Genomic DNA, 16793 nt, shown 5'->3' with positions numbered 1-16793 from the left:
TATTTAATTGATGTAGTATTTATTTAACTAAAAAAGATGTTCTGAATAAAAAGTAGCAGTTTCAAGATTATTCAATCTTGAGAACTGCTACTTTTAAAACTTTTATAAAATCGTTGTTATAAGAATCTGAAGACGAAGTTTAATCTACCATTTCTGATTATCTGTAAACGGTCCCATCGTATCTAGCAGCAACAATTCCATCCACCGTATGATAACTAACCAACACCAAGGTGCCTACATAACCGTCTGGCGTTTTATAGTCCGTAAGATATTTTGGTACTCCAAAACCTACAGGGTAATAATGAACCACAGTAAAAGGTTTACTTTCAAGCATAGGAGTTACTACGTCTGATACACTTGTACTGGTATTCGGTTGGATAGTTGCCGCAGACACGCCTCCACTTGAAATGGAAGTGGTCAGAATAAAGGAACATGCAGTCAACATAAGAACTTTACTAAGTCTCAAAATGATCATCTCCTTAATAGAGTTTTTAACTACAATTTCAGTGTATAATATGTCAGTGTATTTAACAACAATATTTGTAAATTATATTATTATATGTAATTTAATCTTAAAAATTTTTTATTTAATTTTATTATCTTTTCATACAAAAAAGCAGCCCTACTGGACTGCTGAACTTCTGCCTCTATATCAAATATTCAGAAAATTTTCTTCGTATCCCGATCGTCTTTCAGAATCTCCACAGCCTCCCGGAAACGTAAGGAATGCACGATCTCCCGTTCCCGCAGAAACTTCAGACTATCCTGCAGATCTACGTCATCGGTCAGATCGATTAACCATTGATATGTAGCCCGGGCTTTCTCTTCTGCCGCAATATCCTCGTACAAATCCGCAATAGGATCACCCTTCGAAGCAATGTATGCTGCAGTAAAAGGTACACCTGAGGAATTCGTGTAAAATAAAGCAGAATCGCGCTGAGCATAGTTAGGCCCGAGGCCCGCTTCTTCTAGTTGCTCCACTGACGCGTCCTTTGTTAACTTGTAGATCATGGTGGCAATCATCTCAAGGTGAGCAAACTCCTCCGTGCCTATGTCGTTCAGCAGCCCGATAATCTTGTCTGGAATTGTATACCGCTGGTTCAAATACCGCAGAGCTGCTGCCAACTCACCATCCGCTCCTCCATATTGTTCAGCCAGCAATTTTGCCATATGAGGATCACATTTGCTAACCCGAACAGGATACTGCAATTTTTTCTCATACACCCACATGCAGAGCCCTCCTTTTTGAATCAAATCAATCTTGCTGGCATATTCCCCGAGTCCCCGGCGTGGCAATTTTGCACGGAAACCCGAGGAGATTGTTTCACACTTGCCATGGCCACGGTGTCTGTGACCATTCCCATGGATATTTGGAGAATGCATGACCAAAGTTCATCAGCGGTCCGTACAATTGTTGAAATTCATGTGCAACTCTCATGCGCTCCTGACTGAATTTGTTGTACTGTTCAATACTCTGAAAATCCCCCGGATGGGTGTCCAGATACAGATTCAGCTCAACTAATACAAAGTCCAGTGCCTGGAGCTCCTCTAACAGCTCATAATACCTTGCATCACAGGCTTTGGGCACTTCAGGCTCCATCCGATTCCACCTTCCTCCCTTTCGATCTTGCTGGTGTATAAGGGCTGTATAATGCAGGCCACAACGTTCCAATTCTTAAGGCTTCTGCCGGGCTGTACTGCGGCCAACCCATAGGTTGAAATGGAATAAATAATTGCGGAGGAACCAGATACGTTCGAATTTTTACGGGTGGACAAGGATCAAACGGTCCCACAAACGGGACATAAGCACGAAGCTGCGGATCTTTCATAGAACTACGCTCCTTTCTCAAGGTTTACTTGTATGCAACATACATTTCAAACGATTGTTTCCCGTCTCTATATCCATATGTTTCTGTTCCGTAAGTTAATCCCCTTTTAGCTGACACATCAAAAAAAACCTCTGAAAATCCACCACAGAGGCGGTACTTTCAGAGGTCTATTTATTGTGATGACTGATCTTCCGAATTCATGTCTTGAGGAACAGATTGCTTGAACACTCGAACCCGAGTAATCCGCAAACGAGAAGACTCTTCCACTTCAAAGACGTATCCATTCAGCTCCCGAGTTTTGCCCTTGGCTGGACTACCTCCAAGCTCTTTAAAAAGCCATCCGCCAATGGTATCCACTTCTTCATCCTCAATGATGGCTCCGGTCCACTTATGAACTTCTTCAATAAGCGAACGACCATCAATGGAAAAGGAATCTCCACTGCGTTCCATATGCGGACGCTCATCCTCAAACTCGTCATACAAGTCTCCAACGATCTCTTCCAGAATTTCTTCCGCAGTCAGCAATCCAGCTGTGCCGCCATATTCATCCACAACCAGCGTCATCTGAGAATGTTTCTTCTGCATCAGACGCAGCACATGGCTGATTTCCATGGATTCAGGAACGTTTAAGATTGGACGGACGAGTAAAGCCAGATCATGTTGTTGCTCCGGTTTAGCCAGCAACAGATCGGTGATGTGTATAAATCCAATGATCTCATCCTTGTCTTCTACTGCTACGGGATACCGGGAATGTTTGGTTGCATTAATGATCTCCAGGTTCTCTTCCAAAGACATATGTGTGTACAGACAATCCATGTCTGTGCGTGGCAGCATGACTTCACGTGCCAACATATCGGAGAAATCAAAGATATTGTCCATCAGTTTGATCTCATCTTTATCGATGACACCACTTTTAGCACTCTGCTTCATCAGAATACGAAGTTCATCTTCCGAGTGAGCTTCGCCTTCACTGGCAGGTTCGATACCCGCCAGACGCAGCAATGCATTGGCCGATACATTCAGTACCCAGATGAACGGGAAGAAGATTTTGTAGAACAACAGCAAAGGCGCAGATAAAAACAATGCCACTCCGTCTGTTTTTTGAATAGCTAACGATTTAGGTGCAAGCTCACCCAACACAATATGCAGAAACGTAATGATACAGAAACCGATAATGACCGACACGGTCGAAATAAGCCCTGTATCTCCTACACCAAGTTTAAACATGAGTGGCTCAACGAGCAATTCGGAGATGGCCGGTTCTCCCAGCCACCCGAGTCCAAGCGATGTCAGCGTAATCCCGAACTGAGTTGCCGATAGATAGGAATCCAGTTTACTATTCACCTTCAGTGCATAACCAGCCAAACGGTTTCCTTCACTCTGCAATTGAGTTAAACGTGTTTGCCTTACTTTCACAAGGGAAAATTCCGCTGCAACAAATACGCCATTCAAAAATACGAGCAAAAAGACACAGACCAGATTAAATACCAGCTGTCCAAGATGAAATTCGGTATGAATATCCAAGTTGAAACTCCCCTTTTCTATCTATTTCAGGAATACACCTGGAATATCAACGTGTGATTGCCTTTCTCGATTTGAAATCTACACCCTTGTAATACATATCTGCCACTAGCAGGTTTGGTCCGCAACAGGATGCAATATCGCAATGGCAATTGACCGTTTGATTCAACGGATGTTCAGCTGACCATTCATGGAACACTTCATCCAGTTTACGATCACGAATGTTGCCAAACGCCGGGATATCCGCAAAATCCGTCACATACACATTACCCGTGAACATGTTAACGTTAACGCGGTTGCGTCCGTCCGGATCGTTACGTACCGTCACATTTGGTTCGCTGTATAAACGGTTGATCAGTTCCCGATCCTGCTCTGCTGCACTGCACGCGAAGAATGGCAGGGTCCCGAATAACATCCACATATCTTTGTCACGCACATCAAGCAAACGATGAATCGCTGCTCTCATATGATCCAGTGATAACACGGGCAGTGACGAAGCAAAGTTCGAATTATACATCGGATGCACTTCATGACGAACACAGCCCATCTCACGAATCAATTGGTGAATACCATCCAGCTTGTCGTGTGTACGGAAGTTAATCATCGACTCCGCAGAGATAAACATGCCTGCTTCACTCAGTTTGCGTGAATTTTCAATCATTTTCTCATACATCTTCACCGCGACTTCACGTTTCACAGGTCTGCCACTATTCGCAAATCCAACTTGATGGAAATCGTCAGCATTCAGATAGTTGAATGAGATATGCATAACGTCCAGATAAGGTAAAAGTTGCTCATATCGACTGATATCCAGCGTTAAATTCGAATTGATCTGGGAACGAATTCCACGTTCCTTGGCATATTTGAGCAGCGGGATAATCATCTCATCCACTGTTTTCTGGCTAAAGCTTGGCTCGCCACCCGTCAGACTAATCGTCTGCAGATGCTCCACTTCATCCAACCGTTTCAGCATCAGAGGGAGCGGAAGAGCCGGCGCCTCACGCATCGTAAGCATATCTCCCACGGCACAATGCTCACATCTCATATTGCACAGATGTGTCACGGTCATTTCTACACTGGTCAGCACATGGCGTCCATATGTACGCAAAGAGCCGATCGGATCCCATGGATCATTCGTTGGCGATAAAGGCATCGGTTGTACCGATCCTGAGTTTAGCATGGTCATTGTTCTTCACCTTATTCCTTTTATTAACCTAAAAAGTTTTATTTACATCATACCTTGTGTTTCTCTTTTTGGAGTTATCTTTTATCATAGCACAATTTTGAATGCTCCGGCATACGCAGACCCTGTCCATTACATGACAAAAAACGCTCAGGCAACTCTGGACCGAGTTACGAAACGGTCCGGATATTACGACATGAGCGCTAATCATCTTTCAAGTTGTTCAGCTTTCCACCTGTTCACTTTGAGCCGCTGAAGGTGTATCCTCCACACCCTCTACACCTGTGATCATCACAGACAGTGCTGTAGACAGGTTAATTTCGTAGGGCGAAGATAAGGTCTGGCCGTCGGCATCCTTGAGCACCCGGATAAGTGGACGTTGAGGAACACGTGGATGAATCGCTGCGACCACCCCGACCTCTCCCGTACTGAGCGTGACCGATAGACCCACGGGGTAGATCGCTACACAATCCCTGAATCTCTCCAGCATTCGTTGTTCATAAAGCGTTCCTGAGCCCGTATACAGCACCTCTACGGCCTGATGTGGCAGCAAGGCTTGCTTGTAGACTCGATTCGTTGTCATGGCATCATACGAATCAGCAAGAGCAATCCATTTGGCATACTCATGAATCTCTTTATCCTTTAGCCCAAAGGGATATCCACTGCCATCAATTCGTTCATGGTGCTGCAATGCACAATGCGCGGATAGAAGCGGTATACCTGGTTCATCTTTGAGAATACGGTGTCCATATGTAGTGTGCTGCTGAATGATTTTGAATTCCTCGTCACTCAATCTGGAAGGTTTATGCAAAATTTCTGGTGCAATCTGTGTTTTGCCGATATCATGCAACAAAGCGCCCAGACCAATCTCCATTAATTGCTGGCGTGTATAACCCGAAGCGACACCAAGAACCAGCGTGTACACACATACATTCAGAGAATGGTTATATAGGTCAAAATCACTGGAGTTCATGTCCATCAGCATAATCATGGCTTCCTTTTGGCTGCCGATGTCCTCCAGAATCGCATTCATCACACCACTAAGCGCTTTACCGAAATGAGGAATCCGATTCTTCGTTTTCATTCCCGACATGCTCTGAAATTGCTGTTTGATCTCGACCAGTGCTTTCCTTCGGGTCTCTTCCTGCAACATTTCAGGAACGATGATGTCCTCTGTCGCAGCATCTTTAATATACACATAACCGACTCCGAGATCCTTAAGGCGTCCAATCAATCGATTGGTTAGCTCTACATCTTCACTAAGTAATACAAGGCCTTCTTCACTATAAATACGTTTCCCCAGCTTCATGCCAGGCTGCAATAAGTTTATATGTACTAAACGCACAGCCTATCCTCTCCCGCTCCGTAGATGTAATTACCACTAGCCGCCGCTTCAGCAGAAGGCAAGTACTTTAAATTTAGCTTTGATGCCAGCGGGCTCGCAGGCTGTCGTCCAGAGCCCCTGGTCGTTTTATTTCCGTTTCCAGCAAATCGCGTATGAATTCCGGAAGATGATAGAGCGTACGGGTTCCATGAGCAAGAGGGGGATACCCCACATTGAACGTAAACATGTCCAGTGTCCCAACGATATACTCACATTGTTCGTCCATAGGCTCCCCATTGATGGATATGGCCTGGATCTTCTCATAGGCTGGCGCATCTGGATTGTATTGAACTTCCATTCCGTCCATACATAACGTGCCTAGAATATGACCACGAAAACCAAATCCCACAATGGGCTTACCTGAAAACTCGTCCAACAAGGACTGCTCAAGTGCTTCACGAATATGACTTCCACTCAAGCATATTGTACAAGCATTTATAGGAGATGGACATAGGGAATGCAACATTCCTTTTGTAATATTACCTTGTGGAAGATCTCCGAGAAGCTGACCTGCATTCACCAGAGACAGCTGTGCCCCCGTGAAATGACGTACAGCTTGTGCAAGCAAGGTTGCAAACGGGGATTCCCGGTCATACGTGATGGGCAGCACCCGATCCGTTATCACTGCCGTCTGATTGAGTGTCCTTTCAGCCTCCGTACGATTCGTAGCGATTGCCAGCGCGACCTGATCATCCAGTAATATACTCTTGGCAGCCATACAACCGCTACTTACCAGTTGGAGAGGTTCTCCCACACTTGTTCGTTCCAGAACCACTTTCCCAAGCCATTGACCAAATTTCCCGGCTGCGCCCAGCACGGTCTGACCAATGACTAAGGGTTCTTCGAGAACATGATGGGTATGTCCACCGAGAATAACATCAATTCCAGTAATCTGCTCTGCCAGTCTCCGATCCGTCGAAAGCCCCAGATGTGAAAGAATAACCACTACATCCACTTCATCACGTAATGCTTCCACTTGAGCTCTTAATGACTCCACAGGGTCCAGAACATCCCACCCGAGCAATTCGTAAAACGTGGTAAAAGGGGCCGTTGCCCCCAGCAGACCAACGCGAAATGGACCTTTCTCCACAATCAGAGAAGGTTTCATCCACACTGGCGCAAGTCCAGTATCTTGCTCCACAACATTGCTGCATACCACAGGACACAGAAGTCCAGCGTAGGACTGTGAGAGCTGATCTGGCGTAAAGGTTAGTCCTTCGTTGTTGCCGATTGTAATGGCGTCGTAGCCCGTCAGGTTAATAACATCAACATTAGCCGTCCCCAGCGTCCCTTCTGTCTCAACGGCCATCCGGTCCATATGATCGCCGATATCCAATACAAGAAAGTTGCCACCTTGGTCACGTTCCTCATTGATCATAGCGGCGATGGTGCTCATGGAGCCGAAGTGGCTATGAATGTCGTTGGTGTGCAGAATCGTTAACGTTTGCTTCTCCCTGGTGCTCATCACACCGCCTCCCCTGCTCTTCAATAAACGTTCATTCTTCTAATGGATAAGCATAACATTTTCCGCGTCGTTATGATATATTTATAGGGTTTAGAGATCAAAAAGAGGTGAGTCATATCCATGAAATTGACAATTCAACTATTTGCAGGCATTGCAGAACGTTTAAATACATCCCTTCTGGAGTTTGAGTACATTGGAGACATTCCAACCGCTGCCGATTTAAAAGAAAAACTGAGTCTGGCCTACCCGGAGGCAGCTTCTCAGATAAGGACATCCTTTTTGGCAGTTAACCAACAGTATGCTCCTGCCGATACTATACTTAGCTCAGAAGATGAACTTGCGTTGATCCCTCCCGTCTCTGGAGGTGATGGTACGGATATATCCGATGAACAGCTTCGCTCTACGGTTCCAGAGCATCGGACTGGAGATGGCTTATTTCTAATTACAGAATCCACTTTGTCCGTGGAAGCAACAACGGCGCTAGTGATTACCCCGAATCACGGCGCAGCTCTTACTTTTGTAGGTACAACTCGTGAAATGACCGGTGAACAGCGCACCGTTCATCTTGAATACGAGGCCTATGTGCCGATGGCTCTTTCTCAGATGGCAGCCATTGGTGTAGAAATCTCGGATCGCTGGCCTGGTGTGTTATGTGCAATCAGTCACCGAATTGGCAAAGTGGATGTGGCAGAGATTAGTGTAGTCATTGCCGTTTCCTCGCCTCATCGCAACGACTGTTATGATGCAAGCCGTTACGCCATAGAGAGACTCAAACAGACCGTTCCGATCTGGAAAAAGGAAATTTGGGAAGATGGATCTGAATGGAAGGGACATCAATTAGGACCATGGAACCCCATGGAGAACTAAATAATGAGTCTTTACACCTTTTAGGCAGAGTGGGTTAATAGTAAATAAGTCGTTGTCAACCCATTTTTTTCTTGTTATTATAATTATATGTGTCGATATTAGTCGAGAAAAGGTGGTTTATACGTGAGAGTGCATGTTACTGATCTTAAACCGGGTGACCTGTTAAAAAATGATGTATACAACAGTTCGGGTCTCCACATGCTGATGAAAGGTTCCACCCTCAGTGAAGATGACCTATCCAAACTGTTGCAACATGGAATCGAGTACGCAGATGTAGAACACACAACATCCGACCTACACTCTGATGCACAAACCTTACCTTCCGATCAATCCCGTCTGTTAACTAACTTGTTTAACGATACGATCAAAGGTACTGAATCTCTATTTCAACAAGCGATGGAGAAGGGTTTTATTGATGAGACACAGGTCGATGAGATTTTGTTTACCCTAACAGAACAGTTGGAAAAGCAAAAAGATGTTGTCTCCTTGTTGCTTATGCTGGACGGGGATAGCGATTATACCTACAACCATTCATTGCAAGTCGGGATGCTCGCTTTTTATATCGCCGGCTGGATGGGTTACAACCCCGAGGAATGTCTAACGGTAGCCAAAGCAGGATATCTTCATGATATCGGCAAGTCCAAGATTCCTTCTGAGATTTTACATAAACCTGGTAAATTGACCACGGAAGAATTTGACGAAATGAAGAAACACACATTCTATGGGTACGATATCATTAAAGAATCCACGCAGGATGAAATTCTGGCAATGGTTGCACTTCAACATCATGAGCGCGAGGATGGAAGTGGTTATCCTCATGGACTGCGAGGAGACGAAATCCACCCATATGCCCGTATTACTGCTGTAGCAGACGTTTACAGCGCCATGACGACGAATCGGGTATACCAGACCAAACAGGAACTGATTTCTGTTCTGTGTGAGCTGTACAGTCTCAGCTTTGGTCAGTTAAATGCTGAAGCAACGCAGGAACTGATCAAGCACATGCTGCCTAATTTTATCGGTAAAAGGGTTCTGCTCACCACGGGTCAGACGGGACTCATTGTCATGAATAATCCTGCGGATTATTTCCGACCACTCGTTCAGACCTCTACGGCCTTTATCGATTTAGCGAAAGAAAGAGATATTGCTATCGTTGAGATTTATGTACAGTAACTGTTCATTGTACACAGCATGTATACGAAGAACCCCACAGTAACTGAAATAACCAACTCACAGGTTGGCATATGACAAAAGGGAAGCCATAATCGGCTTCCCTTTTGTCTATTCCGATTCGATCATGTTGGATTACACGCAGAATGCTTTTGTGATGATAACCAACAGAATGAACAGTACCAAGATTGCACCAGTGTTTGTGAACATATTGTATCCGCCAACGCCGCCTACTCCGCCTACGTTGCCACCACAGCCATATCCTACTTCGCTCATGTGATTGCCTCCTCTTCATCAGGTATACCCTAACATATGACGTTTCCGGTAGAATGAACCGGGCGAACAGGCAACAATCGATAAATGGTTGTCTGTCTGCATCTACCTGAGTGGGTTAGCCTTTTGTTATTCCCTGTTCTTTGCAGAGATCTATATGTCGGACTCCGAATGAACCTGGATGCCTTTTTCCTTGCGGTACATGATAACCAGTAATCTCCAAAATTCATAACTGCCTTTGTCATTCATAATAAACGGTCGATAATAATCAAATGCTTGCTGCGCCCATGCGGGACAATCCATATTGGAAAGTTGCTCCTGTTGCTGAATCCATTGCCCTTGAATCTCCAGCGTTTTCCGCATGGCTTCAAACACTTTCTTCTGCTCATTGGTCATCGGCGGAGCCTCCTGTTCCTGAGATGCAGTTCCGTATTCGGCCTGTAGATATGCACCCGGTTCCGTCACACCATCTTCGCTGGCTGTATAACCGTAAGATGGTGCACTTGTTTTACGAATCTCATAATGTACATGCGGGCCGGTACTCTGACCCGTGCTTCCCTGATTACCGATAAGCTGCCCTCGCTCCACACGCTGCCCAACGATTACAGCAATCCGCGAAAGGTGAGCATAACAATGCAAGTAGCCACGATGATCTTGAAGGGCAACTGTAAGCCCGTAACCGCCGAATCCGGAGCCTGTAACTCCTTCGGAAGCAAAACGTACCCTACCTTCCATAAAGGCATAGACGGGGCCATTCCAAGGCTCTGTCACGAGATCAATTCCGCGGTGAAATGTCTGTCCACCATGAATAGGATGAATTCGATAGCCGAATGAACTTGTAATCCGATATCCCTCGAAAGGGTTCACGCTCATACACTCACATCCTTTTCTATCATTAAATGCTAAAATCTATGAAATGGCTTGTGCTAATGGTCTTATTTTATTCCACAAAAATACCGCTCAGAATATTATTAGGGAAACCAAATGGTCTCTCCAACGTATATCCCAAGCGGCGCGCTATGCTAATATGATTCCTCTATCAGTTACATATACTATGTTTTATTTCCACCACTACACACTCCTAATTCAGAGGTCTGTAGATGACCCCCAGCTGATCCAATTCCTGTCCTGCTCTTCCATAAAATCCGGCTATATACCACCCTGCTGGTGCCTCAAGTTTGATTTGATCCGAGGTCTTTTGTCCGCCTTCAACTTTATTCCCAAGATTGGTGGACAACTCCACGTAAAAGATCCGTTTATCTCCATTACGTGTCCCCTGACCAATTGTTGCCTCGGTTAAGTACTCTCCGTCTGCCAAGTTCAGTGTGGCAATGTTGGATTGACCACCATGTGCCAGATTCGTTCCATCCCTGTACAGCGTTGAAATGCCGTCTACACGGTTGCCTGAATTAAGCACTACTGAGCTAGGTCTGGCATCGGGAATCTGATTCAGATCATTAAACCCAGTTCCTCCAGATCCTCCGATTGTTGAACTTAGTTGGTACTGAGAAGATGTGCTGTACACAAATTCCGCTGTAATCGGATAATGATCGGAGAGTTGCTTTCCACTCGGGTCAACAAACGTTTGATTTTCTAGGCGATAGCTCTGTGCATTAAGGGACAACGCTTTACTCCCGCGATACAAAATTTTGTCCACTATCTCATAGTTGGGTCCATTTAAATTGCTTGCATCCATAAGGGCGTCTCCATCAGCGGGAATACTCCCACCTCGAATCAAATCGATCCACGGATCTCTTAAACCATTCTCAGACATGAGCAACTCTATATTGTCAGCCGCACGGGTGTACCGTGTATTGGTATCCCCGAATACGATAACAGCGTTCCCGTCCGAGTGCTCCTTTATGTAATTGGAGAGTTGTCTGATATTATCTCGTCTGGCCTCAAGCGATTTATCATCGCTACCTGCGTCCGCATGCAAGTTGTACACGTCCACTTTCACCTGAGGTGTGATCTCATATGTAGCTGCTGTAAATCCTTTTGGAGTCAATTCATCACTTCCATTGTCAAAAAGACCAGATCGCTTATCCCAGGTAATACGTTTCAAGTCACGGAATGGATATTGGGACAGACTGTTCAACCCACTACCAAAACCCGCAATTCCGCTTGTTGTCGTCAAATACGGCAGAGTGACTTGGGATATCAGCTCATTATGATAATTAAAATCCTCTTGCACATTAATGATGTCATAGTCATTTAATTTTGGGGAAATCTGAACGGTGTACTCCTTGGGGTTGGAGCTGGATACTAGGTCCGGAAGGCCACCTACATTGTAACTAAGTACCTTGAATGAACCCGATACCGATCCACCTTCTGCAGCACTCGCCGTTGATAAAAATAACGGAGAGCTCGTTAAGGCAACAACAGAAGACAATACCAAGGCTGCTCCTTTTTTAACTATACTTCTTCGTATCATATACCCCCTTATATTTTAATCAATTCAAATATATGTAATATTCATTAATGGGAGAATAACGCTGGTCTATTCATTTGTAAATATACAATTTGAACTAAAGAATATTTCCGCTTGCCACTCCGATGACAGAATAACCTTCTGATCGCTGTTATCCCCAGATTATTTTGAATAAAAATACCCCCTAGAGAGACTTTTTAAAAAGTCTGCTCTAGAGGGTATTTGATCACATGAAACTATATCTACCGCTTAACATCAGCAGCTAGGTTTAGCTTTACGGCTTCGAAAGGCGCTGCATTGGATTAACCAATAGAGCCTTCCATTTCGAACTTGATCAATCTATTCATCTCAACGGCGTATTCCATTGGCAATTCCTTCGTGAATGGCTCAATGAAGCCCATGATAATCATCTGTGTTGCTTCTGCATCAGTCAGACCACGGCTCATCAGGTAGAAGAGTTGATCCTCAGACACTTTGGAGACTGTAGCTTCATGCTCCAGCATGATGTTATCATTCATGATTTCATTGTAAGGAATTGTATCCGATGTGGACTCATTATCGAGAATGAGTGTATCACACTTGATGTTGGATTTCGCGCCCTCAGCTTGACGTCCAAAGGAAGCCAAACCACGGTACGTTACTTTACCACCATGTTTACTGATGGACTTGGATACAATCGTAGATGTTGTATCCGGAGCCAAGTGGATCATTTTCGCACCTGCATCCTGATGCTGGTTTTTACCAGCTACAGCGATGGAAAGTACGGAACCTTTAGCTCCACGGCCTTTCAGTACAACCGCTGGATATTTCATCGTCAGTTTGGAACCGATGTTACCATCGACCCATTCCATCGTTGCATTTTCTTCTGCAACCGCACGTTTCGTAACGAGGTTGTAGATGTTTGGTGCCCAGTTTTGAATGGTTGTGTAACGAACACGAGCATTTTTCTTACAGATGATCTCAACAACCGCACTGTGCAGTGAGTTCGTGCTGTAGATTGGAGCTGTACAGCCCTCTACATAGTGAACGAAGCTGTCTTCGTCCGCAATGATGAGTGTACGCTCAAATTGTCCCATATTCTCGGAGTTAATCCGGAAGTAGGCTTGCAGAGGCACTTCACATTTAACGCCTTTAGGCACGTAGATAAAGCTTCCTCCGGACCAAACCGCACTATTCAATGCAGCAAATTTGTTATCTGCTGGTGGAATAACTGTTGCAAAATATTCACGCAGGATTTCCGGATGCTCTCTGAGAGCCGTGTCGGTATCCATGAAGATTACACCTTGGTCTTCCAATTCCTTTTGCATGTTGTGGTATACAACCTCGGACTCATACTGAGCCGATACACCCGCAAGGAACTTTTGCTCTGCTTCAGGGATACCTAATTTATCAAAAGTTTCCTTGATTTCAGAAGGAACTTCCTCCCATGTTTTACCTTGTTTCTCCGAAGCACGCACATAATACTGAATTTCATTGAAATCCAATCCGTCGAGATCTCCGCCCCATTTCGGCATTGGCATCTTTTCGAATTGTTTCAGGGATTTCAAACGGAATTCCAACATCCATTCCGGTTCGTTCTTAATCTTGGAAATCTCGGTAACCACTTCTGCAGTCAGACCTTTACCGGTTTGAAAGATGGATTTGTGCTCGTCGCGAAAACCATATTTGTATTCTTCCATTTCTGGTGCTTTTTTAGCCATCTTGCTCTACCTCCCTATCGTTATTGTACTTTGTTCTCTTCGTCAATCCCTTTGCGTAATGCATTCCAGGCCAGAGTGGCACATTTGATGCGTGCAGGGAACTTGTTCACACCGGATAGGGCTTCGAGATCTTCATAATCGTCGAAATCGACTTCTTCACCTTTCATCAGTGAGGAAAAACGGTTAGCGATATCGAGTGCCTGTTCCATCGTTTTGCCTTTGACGGCCTCTGTCATCATCGATGCAGACGACATGCTGATGGAGCAGCCTTCACCCGTATATTTGGCTTCCTGGACGATTCCGTCTTTCAGCAAAATTTGCAGTGAAATCCGGTCGCCGCACGTTGGATTGTTCAAATTCACCGTGACAGCGTCATTATCAAATGTTCCGCGGTTACGCGGGTTTTTGTAGTGGTCCATTATAACACGTCTGTACAGATCATCAAGTTGCATCGCCAAAATACTCCTTTGTCTGGATTAAGGCGCTGACAAGCCGATCTACATCTTGTTCGTTATTGTATAGATAGAAGCTGGCACGAGCTGTTGAGCTAACTTCAAGCCAGCGCATTAGCGGTTGACAGCAATGGTGTCCGGCACGAATAGCTACGCCACTCGCATCCAGTACGGTTGCCACATCATGCGGATGAACATCACCCAGGTTAAAGGTAACAACACCCACATGCCGCTTGGCTGGGCCATAGATCGTTAACCCATCAATTTCCGACAGACGTTCTGTTGCATAAGCTGCCAGCACACTCTCATGATGTGCGATCTCATCCATACCAATCTGCTCCAGAAAATCAATGGCAGCTCCCAACCCTACCGCACCTGCGATAATCGGGGTTCCGCCTTCGAACTTCCAGGGAAGCTCTTTCCAGTTGGATTCGTACAGACCCACATCATCAATCATTTCACCACCGAACTCAATGGGTTCCATGGACTCCAGCAGCGCCTTTTTGCCGTAGAGTGCACCGATTCCGGTTGGTCCGCACATTTTATGACCGGATAATGCATAAAAATCACAGTCCAGATCCTGAACGTCCACCTTCATGTGAGGTGTGCTTTGTGCGCCATCAACAACGATGACAGCACCATTGCGGTGTGCAATTTCAGCAATTTGTTTCACAGGATGGATCAGACCCATAACATTGGATACATAAGCGATTGCTACAATTTTAGTATTGTTCGTAATCGTCTTCTCGACATCAGCCAATTCAATATGACCGTCAGGCTGAAGCGGAATGTATTTCAATGTTGCACCTGTCTCCTTGGCAACTTGCTGCCAAGGAATCAGATTACTATGGTGCTCCATTTGCGTGATAACAATTTCATCGCCTTCTTTGCAATTGGCGCGGGCGTATGATGAAGCCACCAGATTCAGGGCTGTCGTTGTCCCGCGGGTAAAGATAATCTCTTGTGTACTACGTGCATTGATAAACTTGGCTACCTTCTCACGTGCGCCTTCGTAAGCGTCCGTTGCACGGCTTCCAAGGGTATGAACACCACGATGTACGTTGGAATTCTCATACTCATAATAATGTTTAACCGCTTCAATCACAGCACGAGGCTTTTGTGAAGTTGCAGCACTATCTAAATATACGAGCGGGTGTCCGTTGATTTCCTGGTGGAGGATCGGGAACTGCTCGCGAATGGACGGGTTCATTGTCCCAGCTTCTTCTCAATCAGGGACTGCAATTGGGTGCGCAGTGCTTCCAGAGGAATATCCGCCACCACCGGAGCCAGGAAGCCATAGATGATCAGGCGTTCGGCATCCGTACGGTTAATTCCGCGCGACATCAAGTAATGAATCTGCTCGGCATTGACTTGACCAACAGAAGCCGCGTGACCTGCTGTTACATCATCTTCATCAATAAGGAGGATTGGGTTCGCATCTCCACGTGCTTTAGGGCTCAGCATCAACACTTTCTCTGTCTGCTGTCCATCGGCTTTGGTAGCGCCTTTCTCAATCTTCGTGATTCCGTTAATGATTGCAGAAGCTTCTTCACGCATAACTGCACGTGTAATCATCTGACTTGGTGTATTCTTGCCGAAGTGACGAGCTTCTGTGGTGTAGTTGATTTTCTGCGAACCGGAACCTACAGCGATGACTTTGGAATCAGAACTTGATCCATTACCTTTAAGCACAGTCATCGTGTTGCTGGCTGTGTCGCCATTATTCATTTCGCCTACAATCCACTCGATGGAAGCATCATTCTCCAACACTGCACGACGGAATGAAACATCCGTTACATTTACACTCAGTTGATGAACCGATGCGAAACGTACTTTAGCACCAGATTTTGCGAATACTTCCACAACACCATTATGGAAAACAGGTGCGGACAATTCGCCAGATACATAGTTATCAACATAAGTTACTGAACTGTTTGCTTCTGCAACCACAAGCACGTGAGGTGCAAACGTTGCCGATGCGTCATCTGTAAGCAACACTGCTTGCAGTGGTACTTCGATTTCGACATTTTTCGGAACATACAGGAAGACCCCGCCATTCCAAAGTGCCGCATGCAATGCAGCGAGAGAATGCTCATCCGCTTTCACCGCTGTGTTCAGATATGGTTTTACCAAATCGCCGTGTTCGCGAACCGCTGTAGCCAGATCCGTGAAGATGACTCCTTTTGCTGCCAGATCAGCAGACACCTTGGAGTATACCGTACCGGAATTGCGCTGGATAACCAGACTGCCTTCAGCTTGATCCTGAACTAGATCTTTGATAGAAGCAGGTACTTCTGTCAAAGAAGAAATAGCTTCACTTGTTTTATATGTTCCGTACTCGCTGACATTCCAGCGTTCAATTTTTTGTTTTTCCAGTTTAGGAAGCGCAAGCCCGCTCGCAAGCTTTAAAGCTTCGAGCCGCTGTTCGGTCAACCAGCCGGGTTCATTGTTGCTTTCCGACAAGGCGCGAAGCGCTTCAGATTCAACCGGAAGAATTGTTTGTGTAGTCATTAATTAA

General features: G+C 45.4%; 17 protein-coding genes. 2 read left to right on the top strand and 15 right to left on the bottom strand.

All coding sequences use genetic code 11. From position 1 onward, the window contains the following. Nucleotides 1-157: 157 nt before the first annotated feature. From MHB85_RS09450 to MHB85_RS09415, 8 genes are all read right to left on the bottom strand, one after another. Complete coding sequence (locus tag MHB85_RS09450; RefSeq protein WP_105598047.1) at nucleotides 158-466, bottom strand: hypothetical protein; 309 nt, start codon at nucleotides 464-466, stop codon at nucleotides 158-160. 194 nt (nucleotides 467-660) lie between these two features. Further along, the gene (locus tag MHB85_RS09445; RefSeq protein ID WP_091014606.1) at nucleotides 661-1230 is read right to left on the bottom strand and encodes a manganese catalase family protein; all 570 of its coding nucleotides are present in this window, start codon (nucleotides 1228-1230) and stop codon (nucleotides 661-663) included. Between the two features lie 94 nt (nucleotides 1231-1324). After that, nucleotides 1325-1600, bottom strand: a complete 276-nt coding sequence (locus MHB85_RS09440; protein ID WP_091014607.1) for a spore coat protein CotJB — start codon at nucleotides 1598-1600, stop codon at nucleotides 1325-1327. Next, complete coding sequence (locus MHB85_RS09435) at nucleotides 1590-1829, bottom strand: spore coat associated protein CotJA (protein WP_091014608.1); 240 nt, start codon at nucleotides 1827-1829, stop codon at nucleotides 1590-1592. The genes MHB85_RS09440 and MHB85_RS09435 overlap by 11 nt, the downstream gene beginning before the upstream one ends. Before the next feature lie 171 nt (nucleotides 1830-2000). Continuing rightward, complete coding sequence (locus MHB85_RS09430; RefSeq protein WP_192134752.1) at nucleotides 2001-3353, bottom strand: hemolysin family protein; 1353 nt, start codon at nucleotides 3351-3353, stop codon at nucleotides 2001-2003. A 46-nt stretch (nucleotides 3354-3399) separates the two neighbouring features. Next, complete coding sequence (gene yfkAB, locus MHB85_RS09425) at nucleotides 3400-4536, bottom strand: radical SAM/CxCxxxxC motif protein YfkAB (protein ID WP_091014610.1); 1137 nt, start codon at nucleotides 4534-4536, stop codon at nucleotides 3400-3402. A 220-nt stretch (nucleotides 4537-4756) separates the two neighbouring features. Then, a complete protein-coding gene (locus MHB85_RS09420) occupies nucleotides 4757-5878 on the bottom strand; it encodes an HD domain-containing phosphohydrolase (protein ID WP_192134750.1) in 1122 nt (373 codons plus the stop codon). 73 nt (nucleotides 5879-5951) lie between these two features. Continuing rightward, complete coding sequence (locus tag MHB85_RS09415; RefSeq protein ID WP_341072810.1) at nucleotides 5952-7382, bottom strand: bifunctional metallophosphatase/5'-nucleotidase; 1431 nt, start codon at nucleotides 7380-7382, stop codon at nucleotides 5952-5954. 120 nt (nucleotides 7383-7502) lie between these two features. On the opposite strand from MHB85_RS09415, the gene MHB85_RS09410 reads away from it, so the two are divergent. Beyond that, a complete protein-coding gene (locus MHB85_RS09410) occupies nucleotides 7503-8249 on the top strand; it encodes a molybdenum cofactor biosynthesis protein (RefSeq protein ID WP_341072807.1) in 747 nt (248 codons plus the stop codon). A 123-nt stretch (nucleotides 8250-8372) separates the two neighbouring features. Further along, nucleotides 8373-9422 carry an HD-GYP domain-containing protein gene (locus MHB85_RS09405; protein WP_091014614.1) on the top strand — a complete coding sequence of 350 codons (1050 nt, stop codon included), beginning with the start codon at nucleotides 8373-8375 and terminating at the stop codon, nucleotides 9420-9422. Between the two features lie 132 nt (nucleotides 9423-9554). Here MHB85_RS09405 and MHB85_RS09400 read toward each other — a convergent pair whose 3' ends face one another. The 7 genes from MHB85_RS09400 to sufD all read right to left on the bottom strand — a co-directional run bounded on the left by MHB85_RS09400 (nucleotide 9555) and on the right by sufD (nucleotide 16786). Further along, nucleotides 9555-9695: a hypothetical protein gene (locus MHB85_RS09400; protein ID WP_017689533.1), complete on the bottom strand. Its 141-nt coding sequence runs from the start codon at nucleotides 9693-9695 to the stop codon at nucleotides 9555-9557. Nucleotides 9696-9845: 150 nt separating this feature from the next. Next, the gene (locus tag MHB85_RS09395; RefSeq protein WP_341072805.1) at nucleotides 9846-10565 is read right to left on the bottom strand and encodes a M23 family metallopeptidase; all 720 of its coding nucleotides are present in this window, start codon (nucleotides 10563-10565) and stop codon (nucleotides 9846-9848) included. Between the two features lie 208 nt (nucleotides 10566-10773). Next, complete coding sequence (locus MHB85_RS09390; protein WP_341072803.1) at nucleotides 10774-12126, bottom strand: jacalin-like lectin; 1353 nt, start codon at nucleotides 12124-12126, stop codon at nucleotides 10774-10776. 299 nt (nucleotides 12127-12425) lie between these two features. Continuing rightward, nucleotides 12426-13823 (bottom strand): Fe-S cluster assembly protein SufB, encoded by a 1398-nt coding sequence (sufB, locus tag MHB85_RS09385; protein WP_036669904.1) that lies wholly within the window; start codon nucleotides 13821-13823, stop codon nucleotides 12426-12428. 20 nt (nucleotides 13824-13843) lie between these two features. Beyond that, nucleotides 13844-14275, bottom strand: coding sequence for a Fe-S cluster assembly sulfur transfer protein SufU (gene sufU, locus MHB85_RS09380; RefSeq protein WP_017689537.1), 432 nt, complete (start codon nucleotides 14273-14275; stop codon nucleotides 13844-13846). Next, the gene (locus MHB85_RS09375) at nucleotides 14265-15485 is read right to left on the bottom strand and encodes a cysteine desulfurase (protein ID WP_091014616.1); all 1221 of its coding nucleotides are present in this window, start codon (nucleotides 15483-15485) and stop codon (nucleotides 14265-14267) included. Before MHB85_RS09375 ends, sufU begins: the two co-directional genes overlap by 11 nt. After that, nucleotides 15482-16786 (bottom strand): Fe-S cluster assembly protein SufD, encoded by a 1305-nt coding sequence (gene sufD / locus MHB85_RS09370; protein WP_091032628.1) that lies wholly within the window; start codon nucleotides 16784-16786, stop codon nucleotides 15482-15484. Before sufD ends, MHB85_RS09375 begins: the two co-directional genes overlap by 4 nt. Nucleotides 16787-16793 lie beyond the last annotated feature (7 nt).

Origin of the sequence: Paenibacillus sp. FSL K6-4396, assembly GCF_038002525.1 — a bacterium.
Classification (GTDB): domain Bacteria; phylum Bacillota; class Bacilli; order Paenibacillales; family Paenibacillaceae; genus Paenibacillus; species Paenibacillus amylolyticus_B.
The sequence above is the reverse complement of the archived record's forward strand: the minus strand, read 5'-3'. Positions and strand labels throughout refer to the sequence as shown.

What these genes read in the sequence shown, in the direction of transcription:
- MHB85_RS09445 (WP_091014606.1), bottom strand. Translation starts at nt 1,230, where the DNA reads ATGTGGGTGTATGAGAAAAAATTGCAGTATCCTGTTCGGGTTAGCAAA.
- MHB85_RS09440 (WP_091014607.1), bottom strand. Translation starts at nt 1,600, where the DNA reads ATGGAGCCTGAAGTGCCCAAAGCCTGTGATGCAAGGTATTATGAGCTG.
- MHB85_RS09435 (WP_091014608.1), bottom strand. Translation starts at nt 1,829, where the DNA reads ATGAAAGATCCGCAGCTTCGTGCTTATGTCCCGTTTGTGGGACCGTTT.
- yfkAB (WP_091014610.1), bottom strand. Translation starts at nt 4,536, where the DNA reads ATGACCATGCTAAACTCAGGATCGGTACAACCGATGCCTTTATCGCCA.
- MHB85_RS09415 (WP_341072810.1), bottom strand. Translation starts at nt 7,382, where the DNA reads ATGAGCACCAGGGAGAAGCAAACGTTAACGATTCTGCACACCAACGAC.
- MHB85_RS09410 (WP_341072807.1), top strand. Translation starts at nt 7,503, where the DNA reads ATGAAATTGACAATTCAACTATTTGCAGGCATTGCAGAACGTTTAAAT.
- MHB85_RS09400 (WP_017689533.1), bottom strand. Translation starts at nt 9,695, where the DNA reads ATGAGCGAAGTAGGATATGGCTGTGGTGGCAACGTAGGCGGAGTAGGC.
- MHB85_RS09395 (WP_341072805.1), bottom strand. Translation starts at nt 10,565, where the DNA reads ATGAGCGTGAACCCTTTCGAGGGATATCGGATTACAAGTTCATTCGGC.
- MHB85_RS09390 (WP_341072803.1), bottom strand. Translation starts at nt 12,126, where the DNA reads ATGATACGAAGAAGTATAGTTAAAAAAGGAGCAGCCTTGGTATTGTCT.
- sufB (WP_036669904.1), bottom strand. Translation starts at nt 13,823, where the DNA reads ATGGCTAAAAAAGCACCAGAAATGGAAGAATACAAATATGGTTTTCGC.
- sufU (WP_017689537.1), bottom strand. Translation starts at nt 14,275, where the DNA reads ATGCAACTTGATGATCTGTACAGACGTGTTATAATGGACCACTACAAA.
- MHB85_RS09375 (WP_091014616.1), bottom strand. Translation starts at nt 15,485, where the DNA reads ATGAACCCGTCCATTCGCGAGCAGTTCCCGATCCTCCACCAGGAAATC.
- sufD (WP_091032628.1), bottom strand. Translation starts at nt 16,786, where the DNA reads ATGACTACACAAACAATTCTTCCGGTTGAATCTGAAGCGCTTCGCGCC.